The organism is Leclercia sp. S52 (assembly GCF_039727615.1).
In the GTDB taxonomy this organism is placed as follows: Bacteria; Pseudomonadota; Gammaproteobacteria; order Enterobacterales; family Enterobacteriaceae; genus Enterobacter; species Enterobacter adecarboxylatus_B.
Map to the genome: position 1 here is coordinate 3056847 of NZ_CP152474.1, position 20208 is coordinate 3077054.

Annotated in this window: 17 protein-coding genes and 1 pseudogene; 5 read left to right on the forward strand and 13 right to left on the reverse strand. The window is 54.6% G+C overall.

Annotation, left to right across the window (positions count from 1 at the left end):
* Positions 1 to 84 precede the first annotated feature (84 nt).
* The 11 genes from tcyJ to AAHB66_RS14825 form a co-directional block, all read right to left on the reverse strand.
* Positions 85 to 885, reverse strand: coding sequence for a cystine ABC transporter substrate-binding protein (gene tcyJ / locus AAHB66_RS14775; protein WP_347113440.1), 801 nt, complete (start codon positions 883 to 885; stop codon positions 85 to 87).
* An 88-nt stretch (positions 886 to 973) separates the two neighbouring features.
* On the reverse strand, positions 974 to 1525 hold the full coding sequence (fliZ, locus tag AAHB66_RS14780; RefSeq protein WP_191152499.1) for a flagella biosynthesis regulatory protein FliZ: 552 nt from the start codon (positions 1523 to 1525) through the stop codon (positions 974 to 976).
* A 55-nt stretch (positions 1526 to 1580) separates the two neighbouring features.
* Entirely contained in the window at positions 1581 to 2300 is a 720-nt protein-coding gene (gene fliA, locus AAHB66_RS14785) for an RNA polymerase sigma factor FliA (RefSeq protein WP_191152498.1), read from the reverse strand.
* Positions 2301 to 2554: 254 nt separating this feature from the next.
* Complete coding sequence (locus tag AAHB66_RS14790; protein WP_347113441.1) at positions 2555 to 3718, reverse strand: DegT/DnrJ/EryC1/StrS family aminotransferase; 1164 nt, start codon at positions 3716 to 3718, stop codon at positions 2555 to 2557.
* Between the two features lie 143 nt (positions 3719 to 3861).
* Complete coding sequence (locus AAHB66_RS14795; RefSeq protein WP_347113442.1) at positions 3862 to 5202, reverse strand: hypothetical protein; 1341 nt, start codon at positions 5200 to 5202, stop codon at positions 3862 to 3864.
* Entirely contained in the window at positions 5150 to 5437 is a 288-nt protein-coding gene (locus AAHB66_RS14800; protein WP_347113443.1) for a hypothetical protein, read from the reverse strand. Before AAHB66_RS14800 ends, AAHB66_RS14795 begins: the two co-directional genes overlap by 53 nt.
* A complete protein-coding gene (locus tag AAHB66_RS14805; protein ID WP_347113444.1) occupies positions 5412 to 7253 on the reverse strand; it encodes a hypothetical protein in 1842 nt (613 codons plus the stop codon). The genes AAHB66_RS14800 and AAHB66_RS14805 overlap by 26 nt, the downstream gene beginning before the upstream one ends.
* Before the next feature lie 18 nt (positions 7254 to 7271).
* Positions 7272 to 10910, reverse strand: coding sequence for a glycosyltransferase (locus tag AAHB66_RS14810; RefSeq protein ID WP_347113445.1), 3639 nt, complete (start codon positions 10908 to 10910; stop codon positions 7272 to 7274).
* A gap of 174 nt (positions 10911 to 11084) precedes the next feature.
* Positions 11085 to 11987: a flagellin gene (locus AAHB66_RS14815; protein ID WP_347113446.1), complete on the reverse strand. Its 903-nt coding sequence runs from the start codon at positions 11985 to 11987 to the stop codon at positions 11085 to 11087.
* Positions 11988 to 12168: 181 nt separating this feature from the next.
* Positions 12169 to 13071, reverse strand: coding sequence for a flagellin (locus AAHB66_RS14820; RefSeq protein WP_347113447.1), 903 nt, complete (start codon positions 13069 to 13071; stop codon positions 12169 to 12171).
* A gap of 224 nt (positions 13072 to 13295) precedes the next feature.
* A complete protein-coding gene (locus tag AAHB66_RS14825; protein WP_347113448.1) occupies positions 13296 to 14228 on the reverse strand; it encodes a flagellin in 933 nt (310 codons plus the stop codon).
* Positions 14229 to 14465: 237 nt separating this feature from the next.
* Between AAHB66_RS14825 and fliD the strand changes: the two genes are divergently transcribed.
* The 4 genes and pseudogenes from fliD to amyA all read left to right on the forward strand — a co-directional run bounded on the left by fliD (position 14466) and on the right by amyA (position 18254).
* A complete protein-coding gene (fliD, locus tag AAHB66_RS14830; protein ID WP_347113449.1) occupies positions 14466 to 15869 on the forward strand; it encodes a flagellar filament capping protein FliD in 1404 nt (467 codons plus the stop codon).
* Positions 15870 to 15893: 24 nt separating this feature from the next.
* The gene (gene fliS / locus AAHB66_RS14835; RefSeq protein ID WP_347113450.1) at positions 15894 to 16304 is read left to right on the forward strand and encodes a flagellar export chaperone FliS; all 411 of its coding nucleotides are present in this window, start codon (positions 15894 to 15896) and stop codon (positions 16302 to 16304) included.
* The gene (fliT, locus tag AAHB66_RS14840) at positions 16304 to 16663 is read left to right on the forward strand and encodes a flagella biosynthesis regulatory protein FliT (RefSeq protein WP_166182882.1); all 360 of its coding nucleotides are present in this window, start codon (positions 16304 to 16306) and stop codon (positions 16661 to 16663) included. The genes fliS and fliT overlap by 1 nt, the downstream gene beginning before the upstream one ends.
* 102 nt (positions 16664 to 16765) lie before the next feature.
* Positions 16766 to 18254, forward strand: a pseudogene (gene amyA / locus AAHB66_RS14845) (alpha-amylase).
* A 46-nt stretch (positions 18255 to 18300) separates the two neighbouring features.
* On the opposite strand, the gene yedD reads toward amyA, so the two are convergent.
* A complete protein-coding gene (gene yedD, locus AAHB66_RS14850; protein WP_347113451.1) occupies positions 18301 to 18714 on the reverse strand; it encodes a lipoprotein YedD in 414 nt (137 codons plus the stop codon).
* Positions 18715 to 18952: 238 nt separating this feature from the next.
* Here yedD and AAHB66_RS14855 point away from each other — a divergent pair, with 238 nt between their 5' ends.
* Positions 18953 to 19546, forward strand: coding sequence for an acyltransferase (locus AAHB66_RS14855; RefSeq protein ID WP_347113452.1), 594 nt, complete (start codon positions 18953 to 18955; stop codon positions 19544 to 19546).
* 155 nt (positions 19547 to 19701) lie between these two features.
* Here AAHB66_RS14855 and fliE read toward each other — a convergent pair whose 3' ends face one another.
* Positions 19702 to 20016 (reverse strand): flagellar hook-basal body complex protein FliE, encoded by a 315-nt coding sequence (gene fliE, locus AAHB66_RS14860; protein ID WP_191152492.1) that lies wholly within the window; start codon positions 20014 to 20016, stop codon positions 19702 to 19704.
* Positions 20017 to 20208 lie beyond the last annotated feature (192 nt).

Genomic DNA, 20208 nt, shown 5'->3' on the forward strand with positions numbered 1-20208 from the left:
AGTCTGTCTTTTTTATTATGCACGTTGCTGGCGAGGAAATAAAAAAGGCGCTTATCAAAGCGCCTTTTTTTTGCATTCAACTGCTTACTTTGTGACGTCTGCCCCGAACCATTTTTCGGAGAGCGACTTCAGGCTGCCGTCTTTCTGCATATCAGCAATCGCACCGTCGACGGCTTTCACCAGATCGTCGTTGTCTTTACGGATTGCAACGCCTGCTTCCTGACGGGAGAAGGCATCACCGGCCACCGCCAGGGTGTTGTTGGTCTTCTTCACCAGATCCAGCGCCGCCAGACGGTCAACCAGAATGGCGTCGATACGGCCTACGCGCAGATCCTGGTATTTGGTCGGGTCATCATCATAGGTACGAATATCGACGCCCTGCACGTTCTGGCGCAGCCACTCTTCGTAGTTGGTCCCCAGACCGACACCGACTTTTTTGCCTTTCAGATCGGCGGCAGATTTGATCGTGCCTTCGTTACCTTTTTTCACCAGCGCCTGGATACCGGAAACGGTATACGGGGTGGAGAAGTCATACTTTTTCTTACGCTCGTCAGAAATGGTGACCTGGTTAATCACCACATCAATACGTTTGGAGTCCAGCGAGGCCAGCATGCCGTCCCATTTGGTCGGCTTCAGCGACGCTTTTACGCCGAGGTGTTTGGCCAGCTCTTCGGCAAACTCCACTTCAAACCCGGTCAGTTTGCCGTCGTCACCCTGGAAGCTGAACGGAGGATAAGTGCCTTCCAGCCCAACCAGCAGCGTGCCGCGCTCTTTGACTTTATTTAACAGACCTTCTGCCGCGAACGTTTTCACGCTCATACCGGCAACCAGCGCAACGGCCATTACACCCATCAGCGCCTGACGACCCAGAAGTGCAAATTTCATACTTACCCCGATATCATTGGAATTTTGAGTGTAGTGTAGGGCGTTCGGCCGCAAGGTCAAACACGACTGCGCTACATGTTATTCATTTTTAATATATATCAGAAGTTGTTTCGCGGTGGACTTTCTGCTTCGGCGTCACCGGCATTTGCGTTTTAAATTGCGCATACTTGCGCAGCGCAATCCGGTAGTTGTTGGTGCTGGTCGCCGGCAGCCACGGCTCCAGATTCTCATCCAGATAACCGCTGGTCAGTAAATCACGGGAGATACGCTGCGTGGTCAGGTGCTGACCCAGGCGACGCAGACGCACGACATATTCGCGCACCGTGCCGTGGCTCATCTCTGTTTGCTCAAACAGGAATTGCTTAAAGCCGATGATATCGAAAAAGTCGCTCTGCTCTTTGCAGTGCAGATCGCCACAAAAACGACATAACGCCACCCACTCTTTCTGCTCTTCCAGCCATCCGGCTTCATCCAGCAAAGTATCGAGACGGGAAATCGCAATTTTATTGACGATTTCTCCGCGACGAACCAGCGTGATACGGTCGAGCAATTTATGGCAATGGGCGCAATGCGTCTGGCTGTGCTTAAAGTCTTTCAGGTAGCGGCTTAATGGCCGTCTTTTAGATTGCTGCACCGTCATGATAACTCCTGGTTGTCAATACGTTGTGCGGCACTTAACGGGTGATATGGATCACCTATAACTTACCCAGCTTAGTACGTAAGCGTTTAATGGCCTGGCTGTGCAGCTGGCTAACCCGCGACTCCCCTACTTCCAGCACGGCGCCAATCTCTTTAAGATTGAGCTCCTCCTGGTAATAGAGGGTCAGCACCAGCTGCTCGCGTTCCGGTAAAGCTTCGATGGCTTCCATCACGCGCTGGCGTACATTGCCTTCCATTAACTGGTGCAACGGGTTTTCCTGCTGATGATCGTCCGTCACCAGTTCGATGCTATCGCCATGCTCTTCGCGCCACTCGTCATAGGAGAAGAGCTGGCTATTGTTGGTATCGAGCAACATCTGGCGATAGTCAGCCGTGGTGATCCCCAGACGCTCCGAAACTTCGGTTTCCGTCGCGTTACGTCCGAGCTCCTGCTCCAGCTGCCCCATTGCTTGCGCTACTTCGCGTGCATTGCGTCGAACGCTGCGCGGCACCCAATCACGGCTGCGCAGTTCGTCGAGCATCGCACCACGAATACGCTGTACTGCGTAAGTCGTAAATGCCGTTCCTTGCAGAGCGTCGTACCGGTCAACTGCATTCAATAACCCGATACCGCCCGCTTGTAGCAGATCGTCCAGTTCCACACTCGCCGGTAGCCGCACCTGAAGCCGCAATGCTTCATGTCGCACCAGCGGAACATAACGCTGCCACAGCGAGTGTTTATCCATTACACCTTCAGCGGTATAGAGTGAATTCACGATAAACAGCCCTGCGTTAGTTGAGTTATCGGCATGATTATCCGTTTCTGGAGGGGTTTTAATCGTGTGAATAGTGGGTGAAATGGGGGGTTATTTAGGATTTTTCCCGTTAAGGATCCTAATGGATCCTTAACGAACGGGCATTCCGGAGCCGATTTGGTCGCGCCGAAGAGACCCGCTTTTATTACCCCATCACCTGCACGTTTAACAAATGCCGAGATATTAAATGGTTACGCGGGTTGCCGAGCGCGCGCTCATCCTGCGCATTTTACAAGATTGAATGCAGCATCATTGCTGTGGCTGCGGAGCGTGGCCGCCCGTTTAATGGTCTCAACAATGCGCAGCTGATCCTGTACCGAAAGCCCCGGATAAATGGGTAGGCACAGCACCTCATCGGCAATCTTATTGGCGTAGGGCAGATTCTCTGGCGAGGAGGTCGGTAAGCCACGGTACATCGCGAAGGAGCTGATCAGCGGGAAGAAATAGCGCCGGGTATAAATGTTCTCCGTTTTGAGGAGCTCATACACGTCGTCCCGGCTCAGGGGGAAGGTTTTCTTGATCAGGATCGGGAAGTAGGCGTAGTTCCAGCTCACGTTCTCCGGAACCTGAATCAGATCGATATCTTCGATATCGGCCAGCAGTTCGGTATAGCGTTGATAGATCGACGCTCTTTCGCTTAGCGCAGCATCAACATGTTTGAGTTGCAGCAGCCCAAATGCGGCTTCCACCTCATTCATTTTGGCGTTAATTCCTGGCGCGACGACCCGGGTCTCACCGGCAAAACCAAAGTTTTTCAGGTAATCAATACGCTGCTTGGTGGCCGCATCGTGGCACACAATGGCCCCGCCTTCGAAGGTATTAAACACTTTCGTGGCGTGGAAGCTCAGCACCGAGAGATCCCCTTGATTAAGAATGCTGACGCCATCCTGCCGCACGCCAAAGGCATGGGCCGCGTCATAGATGACCTTCAGGCCATAGGCGTCTGCGATCTGCTGAATTTTGTTCATTTCGCAGGGGATACCGTAGCAGTGCACCGGCATGATGGCGGTGGTCTGCGGGGTGATCAGCTCTTCCACGCGACGGGGATCGATATTAAAGGTGTCAGGATCGATGTCCGCAAATACCGGCGTCAGGCCATTCCACAAAAGCGTATGTGAAGTAGCAACGAAGGAGTACGGGGTGGTAATCACCTCCCCGGTGACGCGCAGCGCCTGCAGGGCGGTTAACAGCGCCAGAGTTCCATTCGCAAACAGGCAGATGTATTTCACGCCGAGGTAGTCCGCCAGCGCTGCTTCCAGCTGCTGATGAAACTCCCCACCGTTAGTCAGCACTTTGCTGTGCCAGATTTTTTCCAGGTAGGGGATAAACTCCTCCAGAGGGGGGAGCAACGGACTGGTGACATACACGTTATCACTCATAAGAGAACCTGTGGAATGAGGGGATTATCACCAATCATAACGACATCATCTGCTGAGCTATCGGTAAAACAAGGCGTCTTTCGAGGGGTAATTACGGGGAACGACGTAAAAAGCATGGCAGGCGCTCCGAAGAGCGCCTTTTATTACATAAACAGCGACTGGATGAGGGCCGGCACGCTGTGCGGGTTCCAGACATAAGGCTGGAGATCCGTGGCTGAGACTTCAGGGGTTAGCCCTGATAACAGCGCCTGCTGCCATTGCTGCGGATCGGCTTTCAGGCGCAGAATCGGCAGATCGTTGCGCAGTGAAGGGACGTCGCTGGCAATCACCACGCAGCCGCTGGCGGCAAGCTGTACGGCGAGATAGTCATCTTTAAAGCGATTATGGTCGCTGTTTTGCCGGAACAGAACCGCCGTGTGAATACGTAACGCGCGCAGCTGTCCGGAAGAAATGCCCCCGTTCTGCCAGCGAACCGTCTCCGCCACCAGCGGCAGCCAGGCTTTTGGCCAGCTCCCCAGCAGTACCCAGTCCAGGTTTTGCCGGGTGGCGGCGATAATCCGCCCCATAAACTCACGCTCTTTTTCCGATAATGTTCCGGGTATACACAAGACGCGCCTGCGCTCAGCCGGCGCAGGCATAGCCTCTGTAGCCTCTTCCCGCGCCAGCAGTACCGGCAGACGCGCAACCGGCATTTTACGTTTAGCGAGCTGGATTTCACGCTCGGCGGACCAGGTGAGCCATTGCGAGACCACCGCGTCTGGTGACGGGCCGTTATTGACCGCACCGTCGCTTTCGGCCAGCGCGAGGACGCGCAGCGCAGACACAGAGTTTGCCGCGGCAAGCCGCCCCGAGAGCACCGCATCCGGTGCGCCGGTTAAGACGACGGTACCCGGTGCCGCGCGCAGAATTTCCGGCACGCTCAGCGTCGGGCTGGCGTGTTTAAGCAGAATCGTCCCGTCCTTTGCCAGCATCTGTAGCAGACAGGTCATGCGCTGGGTGTATTCCCCCGCCTCGCCGTTATTTATCAACAGCACGCAGGACTGCGCCGGGGAGAAACTCGCCAGCCAGTTTGCGGGGGCCAGGTCAGTGACGAAGAGCGGGTCCTGCAGATCGCAATGGCGGTTATAGGCCGGATCGTCGGTGAAATAGCGGGGAACGGAGGCCATCAGCGCCTGACGCTGCGCATTTCCGCTCACGCAGACCTGTTCACACAGGCGGGCATTATCGGAGGCCACCACGCTGAACGGCGTCCAGACCGTGAGATAGCCCGAGGCGCTCAGCGTCAGGGAGGCCATAATGTCGATCGCATGCGCATCATCATAGCCGGCAGGCAGCCCCTCCACCCGTTGCCATGCCTCGCGCCGGATAAGCAGGCAGTTGCCGCTCAGCGCAGAGTAGTTTTGCTCGCACTGGTAGCGGGATAAATACCCCTCAGCCTGCCATGGCTCCCCCCTGCCCTGCGTGTCCCACCCAGCCCCTGGCACCCACAATCACCCCGGCGCTGAGCAGCCGTTGATCGGTGGTGATGATTTTAGGCCCAACGCAGCCCACTTCGGCACGCACCGCATGGCTCAGCAGGGTCTTAAGCCAGTTTTTGAGGACAAACAGCGTATGCAGATTGAGCAGCAACAGATAGTCCCCGGTCGCACTCTGCTCCAGGTAGTTCATCCTGCTGGCGTAGTTCTGCTGCGCCTCACACACCAGCACCTTCAGCGGCATCACCCCCCTGGATCTGGCGGATCACGTCGCGCATCGGCTCGCTGGCGTTTTCACTCACCGCCAGCAGGACCTCTTTGTGCGGCCAGTCGGTGTTGTTCATCAGGCTTTCCACACACCGCACCAGCAAGGCGGGATCGTCCCCGGCGTCCAGCAAAATGCTGACGGTTTCGTTCTCAGGGCGATGATAGGTCAGCCGCCAGGAGGCGTTATTCTGCCTCTCCAGCTGCGCGTCAGGGTATCCCCGCCGTTGCAGGTACGCTCCGAGGATCTGCTGCTCCTCCTCCGGGCTGTGCCGATCAAAGAGCGCGGCAGGCGCGATCGTCATGACGTCCGCGATATGGCCGATACTGCCGGTGCCCCACTCCAGCAGGTAGTGAACGAGCAGTTCAGGCTCGAACGCGTGGCGAAGGTCAGGGTTAAACCCACCGGCCGCCAGCCAGCCCTCGCGACGGAACCAGACCCGACGCAGATAGCGGTGCGGGGAGGAGAGGAACAGATCCAGATTAAAATCGGGCTTGCGCACCGGAGTGACTTCGCCGTTTTCATGACGAATGGCTTCGTCGGTATAAATCGCCTGGCACTCTCCCGCCTCTGCCAGCATCTGACGCATCAGCCCAACGCTGGCGGGCGCATATTCGATCCCCGCGTCAATACAGTGCAGCCAGTCAAATGCCCGGGCTTCGGCCAGCTGGGTCAGGCATGCCACCCACTCATTCGCCCCAACCACGCAGGCATTAAAGGCGCTGAGATCTACGTCAGACTCCGAGGCCACCAGCAGGACGGTGTGCGTATCCACGCCCTGCTGCGCAAGGGAGCTGAGCGAGGTGGAGATCGCGCTCGCCTGCGCGCCCTGACACAGGATCACATGCAGCAGCACCGTTTGCGCGGTCACAGCCTGCGGCAGCGTGCGCTGCGTCAGCCAGCCGCCGAAGGAGGCGCCAAACTGTTCATCGTGCTGCTGCTGCGCTTTTGCCTGCGTCAGTGCCAGGAAGTTGTCCAGCTGCGTCTCACTCAAACGTCTCTTAACCAACATTAGCTCGCGCACACTGGGCAAATTCGCGCGAACTTCCGCAAGTGCTTGTGGTGAATCGGAATAACTGTAGCCAGCGCCAATATCCTTTAAGGTTTGCTCATTTACCGCATAATTTTCATAACCAGGGGCACGCAATGCCACAACGGGGCAACCGCACAGGTTTGCCAGTAAGCACGTTCCCCCTGATTCATATGTATAGAGTACCCTCCCCCGTTTCAGCAGTGCGCCTAGCTCATTTAGCGGTAGAGGGTTTTGCATCGACAGCACTGTAATATTTTCAGGCAATGAACCGAAATCGATGGCAGATACTGGAATTCGGTTCAGATAAAGAAAATCCATATCTTTTACCGGGTTGTCATCTTCAAAGAAGGAGAGGTCATAGCTCTCAATGCCCAGAATATTAAGATTTGGTTCTTTATCCGCAAACTCAGGCCGATACCAGAAAAAGAGATCCTCCGGCCCCGCCTCAAGTGAATTGCCCATAATCACCCCTTCCCTGTTCAACATATAGCGAACAACAACGGGAGCAGAGAAAGGGTTGCCGGTTGTCACTTCCGGATAAACGGCAATCCAGGGTTTACCAGTAGACATTATCTGGCTATACGCCTCTTCCTTCAGCGCCGGGGCATTCCATTCTTCATTGACGGTGCAGCCTACCATCCAGGCGCTCCCACCCCGCTCATTGATGAGATGACACAGGCGGTGCAGCACCTGGATACCGAGCGATGACTCCCGATAGTCGGGTGCCGCGATGAGATAAGGGTATTGAGCGGTAAACATCATGCGTAATCCTGTGTCATATCAGAAATCCAGCCAGCCGTGACGCCAGTCATCGAGCCCGCCCTCGCGCAGATACCAGTCGCGATGCACCGCTTCACGCAGCGCATCGCCCTGCTTTGTGCGGTAGTCGGCATCATGCAGATAGAGCTGAACGGCGTTCAACCAGTCCTTGTAGCGGTTTTCCACCAGGGTCACCGGCAGGCCGCAACGGTACGGGGCAATATCGGTGGCGATAATGGGTACCCCGCAGGTGCCGATCTCCAGCAGGCGTAAGTTGCTTTTGCACTCGTTGAACTGGTTACTTTCCAGCGGCACCAGCGCAAGGTCGAGATTGAGGTTCGCCAGCTTCTCCGGGTACATCTCAAACGGCACGCCAGGGTGGAATTCGCACTGGACGTTGCGCGGTTTCATCCCCATAAATACCCACTCCACCTGGTTTTCAAGGGCTTTGATCAGCGGCTCGATGATCTGCAGATCGCCGGTGTGGGTACTTCCCCCCGCCCAGCCCACACGCAGTTTTTTACCGCTGCCGCGCTGGCTTTGCAGATGTCCCCACAGATCGGGTGCCAGCCGGTTTTGCGCGATACGGATATCCTGATGAAAACGGCTGTAGGCCTCGGCAAGCGGCGCGGTGGAGACCACCACCCGGTCTGCGCTCTCAAGGATTTTGCGGAAGCTTTTGACGATGTGCTGCGGGTAACTGCTGCGGTTGCCGTTTTTCAACGGCACGTTGAGCAGGAAGTCATCATACTCAATGATGATTTTGGCATCACAGACGTTGCGCAGCTGGGTAATGATGTCGGGGAAACGGCTGCCGGTGAGCGACTCCAGGACGATGACATCCGGCTGCTGCTGGGCGGCCTCCATCACGCCAGGGATGGTATTGATAAGGCCCCCTTCCAGCATCAGGTGACTTTCCATCGCTTTGAACGGCTGCATAACGCGGTAGTTGCCGCACCCGTTCCAGTCAACGTGATGCGCCAGCACCACCGGGAGCGGACGGCCAGGCAGCGGGGCATGCAGGCGCGCGCTGCTCTCGCTCAGGGTAAAAGGCGCCCCCGTTTTTTGCATCAGCGGGTGGTACGACGGATCCTTCAGCAGACCCGCTTTCCACTCATCACGCAGTTGGACGTAGTGTTCCAGCATCGGGCGCTCCGGCACCTGGTATTTCCCGGCCAGCATCCGCGTTGCGCCACCCATGTGCTTCACGCGGGCGAACGGCGTCCAGACGTTCAGATAACCCTGCTGCTGCAGACGTAACCCCAGGTCCACATCGGCGAAATAGATCGGATAACGCTCCTGGGTAAAGCCGTTAATCGCGAAGAAGATCTCTTTGCGGATCATCAGACAGGATCCGCTGACGGCCGCCACGTTGCGCGGCGTCTTTAAATAGTTCTGGAAGCCATGGCTCTGGGGATCCGCGCCGTCAAAGGCCACCTCCACGCCATTCTGGACGCCCAACAGATAGCCACCGTGCTGGATCCGGCCATCCTGGTACTCCAGCCGGGCACCTACTACCCCTACCTCCGGGCGCAACGCTTGCTCCAGCAGCGCCTCCAGCCAGTCGCCGTCAATAATTTCACAGTCGTTGTCCAGGAAGACCAGCACCTCGCCGCGGGCCTGCTGTGCCGCCGCATTGCCCATTTCGGCAAAATTAAAGGGCGCATCGTAATGCAGGACACGGATCTGCTCCAGACCCAGCCCGGCGAGATCGTTCAGGAAACGGCAGGCATCCTCGTCAGCCGACTGGTTATCGACAATCAGAAGTTCGTAGTGCGTATAGCGCGTTTTTTCCATCAGGCTTTCGATACAGCGCTGGATCAGGGCAAAGCGATCGCGCGTCGGGATCACGATCGACACCCGCGGTGTGGCGCTCCACTGGTAGCGCAGGCGGGGAAGCGATTCTGCCAGCCCGGTATCAAAGGAGGCGGAGATACCGAGGCGCGTCAGGTGCGCCAGCACGCTCTGCTGGCATTGCGCGATAACGTCAGGATCTTCGCTCCAGGCGGTGGCCAGCGCCGGGTTTTCCACCAGCACTTCCGGGACATGTGCCAGCGCCACCAGCCCCTGCCGTTCAATCAGACGCCAGAGCAGATCAATCATCGCGCAATCCGGGTAGCGCCCATCGATGCCCCCCACCGCTTTCGCATGTTCCCGGTTAACCAGCATCACCTGGCCGATGTAGGGCTGACTGCGGAGCAGATCAATATTGACTCCGGGACGCAGCACCACCATCGGCTCGCTGTTTGCCTGGTGTGTCATTTCATCGCAATAGAACGCACTGGCGTCAGGCTGATTGATGCCCTGCTCCATAAATCGCAGCAAGGCATCATCCCGCAGGGTGAATCCTTCCGGGATCACCAGCAGCATCCGGGCGTCACGCTGCTCAAGCAGCGTATTCAGATCAGCGACGGACGGAACCACGTCCAGCGACTGCGGCGACAGTGATTGCGATACCAGCGAGGCCAACGTGCGCTGGCACGCGGCGCTGTGCTCGTCACGGGCAATTACCGCCACCCCGATGCTGGCCTGCTCGGGCAGCGCCTGAGCAAAGGAGCGCAGCGCCTCGCGACGCGCAGGGGTAATTTTACGGTCGTCCAGCCAGCGCGGAATAGAGTACTGCCGGGCCTGCTGGGCCAGCATCGCCTTGCTGTGGAAGGATAAGGTGTAGCGCTCTTTTTCCGTCAGCACATGTTCCGTCGGCGCAGGCAGCTCATCGATCAGCCCGGCGAGGTGCAAATTGAGATCCCAGCGGGTCAGGAACGACTGCCGGTGGCTGTTCGCCCAGTCAGCGGCTCGTTCGTATCCGGCGGTCAGTAGCTCAAGCCACTCCTTCGCCCCCGGGCAAAAACGGAGCGAGGCCCCGGAAAAGGCATTGCGCTCATAGCGAGGCAGGTTGTCATCATTGAGATAGCCTTCGACGTAGCCATCCTGTGCCAGGAATACCGGAATGCCGAGCGCCAGGGCCTTCGCCGCAGGCTGGTCGGTGGTGATAACCACGTCATACCCGGCGAGCCACTCCGGCTCAATTCCCCGCACCTGTTGCGACAGGTCGAGCCATTCAAACTGAATGTTCGCCCGGGCGGCGTGCTGCTGAACCACGTACATTTCGGTGGACATCTTTTCGGCAATGTAGAGCATTTTTTGCAGCGGTCGCGCGGGCGTAGCGCGCTCAACGTCCGCAAAACGAGACGGGATCACCCATGGGAAGATCCGCAGCTTGCTCTCTTCAATGCCGGTCTGCAGGAGCACTGGATGACTTAGCTCGCACAGCCCCAGTACCGCGCTCGCCAGCCGGTTCTCCAGCTCTGCGCCCCAGGGGATATAAACGTCGTTGTAATCGGTGTAGTGACGGAAAATAAACGCCCCGGTCGTGCGTTGCGTCGTCAGCGCGCTCAGCAATTTTTCACTGAAAAAGCCCTTCACGATCCAGATCAGATCGTAGTGGGATCCCGGCTCACCGCTGGCGTCAACGATCGTTTGAAAGTGCGGATCGCCCGCCAGACGATCGAGTTCGGGCTGCAGCATTTTGCCGGCTGAGGAGGTGCATAACGTGACGTGCCACTCTTTTGCCAGCAGCGCGTCGGCAATGTCGATAATTTCCGTGTTAGCGGGAGACCAGGCGTCAAACTTATCAACGCTAATCAAAATTCCAGGCATTTTTTGTCCTCAGCGTCGATAGGGAGACGCATCCAGGCCTATTTTCGGTAATACGATATTTTGCGCGGAAACGAAAAGTTCGAGAGGAAAAGCACGGGAACGAAACGGGGTTAAATCTGGCGATTGGGCAAAAAAAAAGGCATCCGAAGATGCCTTTTATGCGCGTTATAAAAATTAACGCAGCAGGGACAGCATGGTCTGTGGAACCTGGTTGGCCTGGGCCAGAACAGAAGAGCCAGCCTGCTGCAGGATCTGCGCGCGGGACATGTTGGACACTTCGGTCGCGTAGTCAGAATCCTGAATACGGCTACGGGCAGCGGACAGGTTGTTCACGGTGTTGTTCAGGTTGGTGATGGTGGACTCGAAACGGTTCTGAGACGCACCCAGCAGGCTACGCTGAGTATCTACCGCTTTGATGGCCGCATCGATGTCTGCCAGAGGAGAACCATCGGTAGCACCACCGGAAGTAACGGTACCGCTCAGAACATCAAAACCTTCTGCAGAAGTGGCACGTGCAGTACCGTTCACCAATCCGCCAGTTGCACCTGTTGCGCCAGCAGCGTTAAACAGGTTGTAATCGTTGGATTTGCTCAGAGTGATAGAAATAGTTTCGGTATCTTTAGAGCCAACCTGGAATTTGTAGCTGCTGGAGCCAGTGCCAGTGTCCAGTACTTTGATGCCGTTGAAGTCGGTCTGCTTGGTCACGCGGTTAATCTCTTCCATACGCTGGTTAACTTCAGCCTGGATAGAGTCAATGTCGGACGCGGAGTTGGAGCTGTTCTGCGCCTGAACGGTCAGGTCACGCACACGCTGCAGGTTGTTGTTGATTTCGCTCAGCGCGCCTTCAGCAGTCTGCGCCATGGAGATACCGTCGTTGGCGTTACGCGCCGCAACGTTCAGGCCGTTGATGTTGGAGGTGAAGCGGTTAGCAATCGCCTGGCCCGCAGCGTCATCTTTTGCGCTGTTGATACGCAGACCGGAAGACAGACGCTCGATCGCAGTACCCAGAGTTGACTGAGATTTGCTCAGGTTGTTCTGAGTCATCAGAGACAGGGTGTTAGTGTTGATTACTGCCATGATAAGTATCCTTCAAATTAGTCATGAGTTACGGCATGCGCCAGTGGCTTCATCGCCTACTCCAGGATTATCGACAGGACACTTTCAAACTTTAGTATTTTTAATATGAATATTTTATTTGTTCTTGATTCCCTTTGGAAAAAAGCGCTGCCGGACAGCGCTTTTTAATCGTATCAGGAGATTAACGCAGCAGGGACAGCATGGTCTGCGGAACCTGGTTGGCCTGGGCCAGCACGGAAGAGCCAGCCTGCTGCAGGATCTGCGCGCGGGACATGTTGGACACTTCGGTCGCGTAGTCAGAATCCTGGATACGGCTGCGGGCAGCGGACAGGTTGTTCACGGTGTTGTTGAGGTTGGTGATGGTGGACTCGAAACGGTTCTGGGATGCACCCAGCAGGCTGCGCTGATTATCAACCGCCTTGATTGCCGCATCGATATCGGCCAGCGGGCTACCGTCGGTGGTACCACCGGAAGTCACAGTACCGCTCAGCACGTCGAAACCTTCTGCAGAGGTAGCACGGGCGTTGCCGTTGACCAGTCCACCTGTTGCGCCGGTTGCAGAGCTAGCGTTAAACAGGTTGTAGTCGTTCGATTTGCTCAGAGTAATGGAGATTTTTTCACCATCTTTAGAACCGACCTGGAAATCATAGCTGGTGCTACCGGTACCGGTGTCCAGCACCTTGATGCCGTTGAAGTCGGTCTGCTGGGTCACGCGGTCGATCTCTTCCATACGCTGGTTAACTTCAGCCTGGATGGAGTCGATGTCGGACGCGGAGTTGGAGCTGTTCTGCGCCTGAACGGTCAGGTCACGCACGCGCTGCAGGTTGTTGTTGATTTCGCTCAGCGCGCCTTCAGCAGTCTGCGCCAGGGAGATCCCGTCGTTGGCGTTACGCGCCGCCACGTTCAGGCCGTTGATGTTGGAGGTGAAGCGGTTAGCAATCGCCTGGCCCGCCGCGTCATCCTTCGCGCTGTTGATACGCAAGCCGGAAGAGAGACGCTCGATGGCGGTGCCAAGCGTGGACTGAGATTTGCTCAGGTTGTTCTGAGTCATCAGAGACAGGGTGTTCGTATTGATTACTGCCATGATTAATATCCTTCAAATAAGTTGTGAATCTCACCGTGGAACTTCATACAAGTTATCGTCCGGATACATTCAAACTTTAATGATCACCTTAAAAAATTATTGTTAAGCGAATTGATCAACATGCATTAATTAAAATTGCAACCATTGTCTAGCAATTTATTTCAGAGCCATAAATACAAAAAGCGCCGACAAGCGGCGCTTTTAAGCATGGCGTTAAAAAAGAATTAACGCAGCAGGGACAGCATGGTCTGTGGAACCTGGTTGGCCTGGGCCAGAACAGAAGAGCCAGCCTGCTGCAGGATCTGCGCGCGGGACATGTTGGACACTTCGGTCGCGTAGTCAGAATCCTGAATACGGCTGCGGGCAGCGGACAGGTTGTTCACGGTGTTGTTCAGGTTGGTGATGGTGGACTCGAAACGGTTCTGAGACGCACCCAGCAGGCTACGCTGGTCATCAACCGCTTTGATTGCCGCATCGATGTCTTTCAGCGGAGTAGTGCCACCTGCTGTACCAGCGGCACCACCAGTAACTTTACCTTTCAGAACGTCGAAACCTTCTGCAGCAGTATTACGCTGTACGTTATTAACAAGATCCGTAGCAGTCATAGCTTTAGTGTTCAAGGTCGTACCGGACTGGCCTGCAGCAGCCAGGTTGAAGCTGTCGCTGGAGCTCAGTTTAATAGCGATAGTTTCAGTATCTTTAGAGCCAACCTGGAAGCTGTAGCTGGTGCTACCTGAACCAGTGTTCAACACTTTGATGCCGTTGAAGTCGGTCTGCTTGGTTACACGGTCGATCTCTTCCATACGCTGGTTAACTTCAGCCTGGATGGAGTCGATGTCGGACGCGGAGTTAGAGCTGTTCTGCGCCTGAACGGTCAGGTCACGAACGCGCTGTAAGTTGTTGTTGATTTCGCTCAGTGCGCCTTCAGCAGTCTGCGCCAGAGAGATACCGTCGTTGGCGTTACGCGCCGCAACGTTCAGGCCGTTGATGTTGGAGGTGAAGCGGTTGGCAATCGCCTGGCCCGCAGCGTCATCTTTTGCGCTGTTGATACGAAGGCCGGAGGACAGACGCTCGATTGCGGTACCCAGAGTTGACTGAGATTTGCTCAGGTTGTTCTGAGTCATCAGAGACAAGGTGTTAGTATTAATAACAGCCATGATGTATTCCTTTAAAAGTTTTAGATTCAGGCATCTGCCTACGGCTTTCTCACCGCTAACCTGATTATCGACCTCCCCTTCCTAACCTTTAGGAAAAAGATCATTTTTTTAAAAGGACAAACTGCCCGATCTTTATCCGCTTTATTTCCGCATTGATAACTGCAAAAAAAAGCTAATCTTTTTCCCGCGTCTGCCGATAGAGCATCCAGCGATTGTCACAATAAAGGATGAAAAAAAATGGCAAGTATCAGTTCACTCGGTGCAGGTACCAGTCTGGATCTCAATTCGTTGTATGACAATTTACAGACAGCGGAACAGACCAAACTCACGCCAATCACGCAGCAGCAGACTTCCTATAAAGCGAAACTGACTGCATGGGGCGTCGTTCAGACTGCACTGACCAAGTTTCAAACTGCTGCAGACGCGCTGAAAAACACCTCTGCGATTGCGCAGTCAAAGGTGACCAGTACCAATACCGCATTCAGTGCGACCCTGGCGAGCAGTGCTTCCGCCGGTTCGTACTCGGTAGAAGTGACCCAGCTGGCAGCCGCGCAGACGCTGCTGAGCCCGAAAGTGGCCAGCAAAGATACCGATCTGGGCGACAGCAGCCTGAGTTCGCGCACTATCACCATCACGCAGCCGGGTCAGAAAGATCCGCTGACGGTGACGCTGGCCAGCGACAAAACCAGCCTTGCGGACGTGCGTGATGCGATCAACGCCAAACAAGGCAGCGTTACCGCCAGCATTATCAAGGCGGATGACAACAGTTACTACCTGTCACTGACCTCACGTGACAGCGGTGTCGCCAATGAAATGACGATCACCACCGACGACAGCGAGCTGGCGAAATATATCGGCCACGATCCGCTCGATACATCGACGGGAATGAAGGTTCAGGTCCCTGCCGCGGATGCGATCGTGAAAATTAACGGCATCCAGATTACGCGTAGCAGCAACGCTATTACCGATGCTCCGGAAGGCGTAACGCTCAACCTGACCAAGACCAACGTCGGTAGCCCGGAAACGCTGTCGATTGTAAAAGACAACCAGCCGATGACCGATGCGATTCAGGCGTTTGTCGATGCGTATAACTCGTTGCAGACCACCATCGGCAACCAGACAAAATATACCGCGGTTAAACAGGGTGACGGCGCGCAGGACACCAGCAACGGCGACCTGCTGGGCGATGGCACGCTGCGTAATATCCAGACGCGCCTGCGCTCGGCGATCTCGTCTACGCAAGGTTCTGGCACGCTGTCGACGCTATCGCAGCTGGGTATTACCCAGGATATTAGCGGCAAGCTGACCGTGGATAGCACCAAGTTAGGGAAAGCGCTGACCGAAAAGTCTACCGACGTGCTTGCACTGCTGTCCGGTGACGGAAAAACAACCGGCTTAGCGACCCAGACCAGCAACCTGCTGAAAGATATGTTAGGGACAGACGGCTCCGTTAAGAACGCCACCGACGGCATTAACAAGACGTTGAAAAACCTGTCCGATCAGTATGACCGTGTTAATACGCAAATTACCGCCACTATGGCACGCTATAAAACGCAATTTACCAGTTTGAGTCAGCTGGTTTCCTCTATGGATCAAACCGGAAGCTATCTGACCCAACAGTTCAATGCCATGAACAGTTAATGAATGATGAGTTGAGGTTTTAAGATGTATACAAAATCGGGAATTCAGGCCTATGCGCAGGTAAGCGTTGAGAGTGCCGTCCTGAGTGCCAGCCCGCATCAACTGGTGGTTTTACTTTTTGATGGCGCGTTAAGCGCCATGAAAAAGGCCATGATTTTGATTGAGCAAGGGGACATTCCCGGTAAAGGGCAGGCGCTGGGAAAAGCCATCAACATTATCAGTAACGGTCTGCAGTCAGGGCTGAATCACGAGATTGGTGGCGAGTTGACCACCAATCTCGACAGCCTCTACGACTATATGACGCGGCGTCTTTTACAGGCCAATATCCATAATGATATTGACGCCATTAATGAAGTGGTGGAGTTGCTGAACAACATCGCGGATGCCTGGAAAGAGATAGGACCCAATTCTCAACATATGCGGGACAATTACTAATGGAAGCCAATCTGGGATTGCTCCAACACTATCAGCAGCTGTTAACCACCAGCGCCGCGATGCTGGCTATGTCAAAATCAGGGCGTTGGGATGAGCTTATTACCTTTGAAGTGAAATACCTGAGCGCCGTTGAAAAGCTGACCCAGTTCCAGGATGCGAATGAGATTGCGCCGCACGTGCAGGCGCAAATTCGCCCGATGCTGAGACAGATCATCGATAACGAAATTGAGCTGAAGGCCTTGCTGCAGCAGCGTATGGACGAGCTGAGAACTTTGGTTGGGCACTCCTCCCGACAACATAATCTGAATGCAACTTATGGACGTCTTTCTGGCAATATTCTTTTCCCCGCCGATCTCTAATCCGGGGATGATGACGGGCGGGTGAATATATTTCGTTATTTCACCCGCTAACTTCCTCCGCCTCGCTCATACTGTCTGTGTTCTTAAACTGGAGCACGGAAGATGAAAAACCCCACTCTCTTGCAGTTCTTCCACTGGTATTACCCTGAAGGCAGTCAACTCTGGCCAGAAGTCGCCGAGCGCGCCGACCTTTTAAACGATATCGGTATCAACATGGTCTGGCTGCCCCCGGCGTACAAAGGAGCTTCCGGTGGTTACTCTGTCGGTTACGACTCCTACGATCTTTTCGATCTGGGGGGAGTTCGATCAAAAAGGATCTATTCCCACCAAATACGGTGACAAAAACCAGCTGCTGGCCGCTATCGGGGCGTTAAAACGCAACGACATCGCGGTGCTGATGGACGTGGTGGTCAACCATAAAATGGGTGCCGATGAGAAAGAGGCCATCCGCGTTCAGCGGGTCAACGCCGACGATCGCAATCAGATCCACGACGAGATTGTTGAATGCGAAGCCTGGACCCGCTACACCTTCCCGGTGCGGGCCGGAAAGTACTCGGAGTTTGTCTGGGATTACAAATGCTTCAGCGGCATCGATCATATCGAAAACCCCGATGAAGACGGCATCTACAAGATCGTCAATGACTACACCGGCGATGGTTGGAACGATCAGGTCGATAATGAGTTGGGGAACTTTGATTACCTGATGGGCGAGAACATCGATTTTCGTAACCGTGCGGTAACCGAGGAGATCAAATACTGGGCGCGCTGGCTGATGGAACAGACCCAGTGCGACGGCTTCCGTCTGGATGCGGTGAAACATATTCCGGCATGGTTCTATAAAGAGTGGATCGAGCACGTGCAGGAAGTCGCGCCGAAACCGCTGTTTATCGTGGCGGAATACTGGTCGCCCGATGTCGATAAACTGCAGCAGTATATCGATCAGGTAGACGGCAAAACCATGCTGTTTGACGCCCCGCTGCACATGAAGTTTCACGAAGCCTCGCTGCAGGGACGTGATTACGACATGAGCCAGATCTTCACCGGCACGCTGGTCGAGGCCGACCCCTTCCACGCGGTGACGCTGGTGGCGAACCACGACACCCAGCCGTTACAGGCCCTGGAGGCCCCGGTCGAAGCCTGGTTTAAACCGCTGGCCTATGCCCTGATTTTGCTGCGTGAAAACGGGGTACCGAGCGTCTTCTATCCCGATCTGTACGGGGCGAGCTATGACGATACCGGCGGTGACGGCGAGACGTATCACATCGACATGCCGGTGATTGAGCAGCTCGACCAGCTGATCCTTGCCCGCCAGCGGTTTGCCCACGGCATTCAGACCCTGTGGTTCGATCACCCTAACTGCATTGCCTTCAGCCGCAGCGGCACCGAGGAAGATCCGGGCTGCGTGGTGGTGCTCTCTAACGGCGACGAGGGTGAAAAGACGATTACGCTGGGTGAGAACTACGGCAATAAAAGCTGGAAAGATTTCCTTGGCAACCGCGAAGAGAGTGTGACGACCGACGAAACCGGCACCGGGGTGTTTACCTGCAACGGCGGCAGCGTCAGCGTGTGGGTCCTGGAAGAGGTGTTGTAAAGGGTAGGAAGCCGGGCGGCGCTACGCTTGCCCGGCCGACAATCACTTACGGCAGCTTGCTGTCGAGCGGATTTTTGCTGAGGTAGTTCGCACAATCGACGGTCGGACGATCGACACGCTGGAGGATCATCCCGTCATACTCGATGGCGCTACCTTCCCGATCCAGCGGATAGATATCCAGCTTGCGGGTGACGTTATAAAAATCATCCGAGCGCAGCATGATTTTCCCCGGCACGGCCACCACGCGCTGCCACTGACGGCAGTCCAGGGTGTCGCCTTCTTGCGTCACCACCAGCGTGGCGATGGCTTCCGGGCTGACCATTTTGCTTTGCGGCCCTTTCGACTGCCAGTACCCTGCCAGTTCAGCCGGGACGGGATGCTTGATCACGTCCTGGTATCTGTCGACCTGCACACATCCGGTTAACGCCAGCAGCCCCGCGATAATTGCTATTTTTTTCATCATTGTTCCGTCTACGGAGAAAAAAATAGTGTGGCATTAAAGCCATAAAGGCGCCACCCTTTCACTGTAAGAGTAAGAAGAGCACATAAGTAATCGACCTTACATCCGAACAGACAATACCGGGAGCAGTAATGTACACCTTAATGTATTCGCTCATTTGCCCATTTTTAATGCGTTTATAATTTGGTTTTGTGTTCGCTTCAATATCAGTACAAATAGATCTCATAGGACTTGCCGCATGAATCACAATCCATTTAACCCGGGTTATTTTAGCGAAAATGAACTTAAGGAATTTGGTTTCAAGTCAGTGGGTAAAAACGTGTTGATAGCTAAAAACTGTACAATCATTGGCTTAGAAAACATTTCTATTGGAGACAATGTGCGTATTGATGGTTTTAGTACTATCACTGCGACGCAGCCAGGTTATATGGATATCGGCTCATATGTTCATATAGGTGGATACTGTGCGATTTTTGCAGGAGCCGGGGTCGTAATGAAGGACTTCAGCGGCTTATCTCAAGGTGTGAAAATTTATTCTACAAGCGATGATTACAGTGGCTCAGTTATGACAAATCCAACTGTTCCTGTTGAATACACTGGTGTTATACGTAAGCCAGTAAGTCTCGAAAAACATGCAATTGTTGGTTCTCAAACTATTGTTATGCCTGGCGTTGTTGTTGCTGAAGGATGTGCTATTGGTGCAAATTCATTAATAACAAAAAGTACTGAATGCTGGTCAATATATTTTGGCTCACCCGCAAAAAAGCTAAAAGGCCGTAGCCAGAACATAATAAACCTTGAAAATCAACTAATTAATAAGAACAACGGCTGAGTTAGATAGATACAATTTAGAAATAAGCCAATAAGTTCAGTTTCGCCTTCCCTCCAGTAAAACGAACAAATCGCACAATTCAGTGGACGAGTTCTTCGCTAATCCCGGCATTCGAGTCCATGCCGGGAATTACCGGGAAGTTAGCTCTGCCAACGCTAAACCTGCATGCTCATAACGTCCTGATAGGCCTGCATCAGTTTATTACGCACCTGAATGCCCATCTGCATCGATACCGAGGCTTTTTGCAAATCGGTCATCACATCGTTGAGACCAATGCCCGGCGCGCCCATGGTGAATTTTTCACCCTGCACGCGCGCCGCGGTTTGCGTGTCGCTGATCCGGTCCAGCGCCGCATGCAGCTGACCCGCGAAGCTGACGGTGGACTGCACGTCAGCCACGTTCTGATTACGGGCGGTCATTGCCGTTGACTGCAACTGGCTAATGACGCTTTCAATCCCCTGTATTGCCATGACTTTCCCCTGATGGATTTTTACGCGCTCAAGAGTACCAGCCTGTCAATGAGATAAAGGCGCTAAATAGCATGAAAAAACCAGGTTATTTGACGCATAGAAATTCCCGTTTCATCAAATAATGGCACAGCCATGATTATGGAATTTTTGTTGTGTTTGCCGACCCGGGAGCCTGTTTTGTTTCTCCACACG

What these genes read in the sequence shown, in the direction of transcription:
- tcyJ (WP_347113440.1), bottom strand. Translation starts at nt 885, where the DNA reads ATGAAATTTGCACTTCTGGGTCGTCAGGCGCTGATGGGTGTAATGGCC.
- fliZ (WP_191152499.1), bottom strand. Translation starts at nt 1,525, where the DNA reads ATGACGGTGCAGCAATCTAAAAGACGGCCATTAAGCCGCTACCTGAAA.
- AAHB66_RS14790 (WP_347113441.1), bottom strand. Translation starts at nt 3,718, where the DNA reads ATGAGTGATAACGTGTATGTCACCAGTCCGTTGCTCCCCCCTCTGGAG.
- AAHB66_RS14800 (WP_347113443.1), bottom strand. Translation starts at nt 5,437, where the DNA reads ATGCCGCTGAAGGTGCTGGTGTGTGAGGCGCAGCAGAACTACGCCAGC.
- AAHB66_RS14805 (WP_347113444.1), bottom strand. Translation starts at nt 7,253, where the DNA reads ATGATGTTTACCGCTCAATACCCTTATCTCATCGCGGCACCCGACTAT.
- AAHB66_RS14810 (WP_347113445.1), bottom strand. Translation starts at nt 10,910, where the DNA reads ATGCCTGGAATTTTGATTAGCGTTGATAAGTTTGACGCCTGGTCTCCC.
- AAHB66_RS14815 (WP_347113446.1), bottom strand. Translation starts at nt 11,987, where the DNA reads ATGGCAGTAATCAACACTAACACCCTGTCTCTGATGACTCAGAACAAC.
- AAHB66_RS14820 (WP_347113447.1), bottom strand. Translation starts at nt 13,071, where the DNA reads ATGGCAGTAATCAATACGAACACCCTGTCTCTGATGACTCAGAACAAC.
- AAHB66_RS14825 (WP_347113448.1), bottom strand. Translation starts at nt 14,228, where the DNA reads ATGGCTGTTATTAATACTAACACCTTGTCTCTGATGACTCAGAACAAC.
- fliD (WP_347113449.1), top strand. Translation starts at nt 14,466, where the DNA reads ATGGCAAGTATCAGTTCACTCGGTGCAGGTACCAGTCTGGATCTCAAT.
- fliS (WP_347113450.1), top strand. Translation starts at nt 15,894, where the DNA reads ATGTATACAAAATCGGGAATTCAGGCCTATGCGCAGGTAAGCGTTGAG.
- fliT (WP_166182882.1), top strand. Translation starts at nt 16,304, where the DNA reads ATGGAAGCCAATCTGGGATTGCTCCAACACTATCAGCAGCTGTTAACC.
- yedD (WP_347113451.1), bottom strand. Translation starts at nt 18,714, where the DNA reads ATGAAAAAAATAGCAATTATCGCGGGGCTGCTGGCGTTAACCGGATGT.
- AAHB66_RS14855 (WP_347113452.1), top strand. Translation starts at nt 18,953, where the DNA reads ATGAATCACAATCCATTTAACCCGGGTTATTTTAGCGAAAATGAACTT.
- fliE (WP_191152492.1), bottom strand. Translation starts at nt 20,016, where the DNA reads ATGGCAATACAGGGGATTGAAAGCGTCATTAGCCAGTTGCAGTCAACG.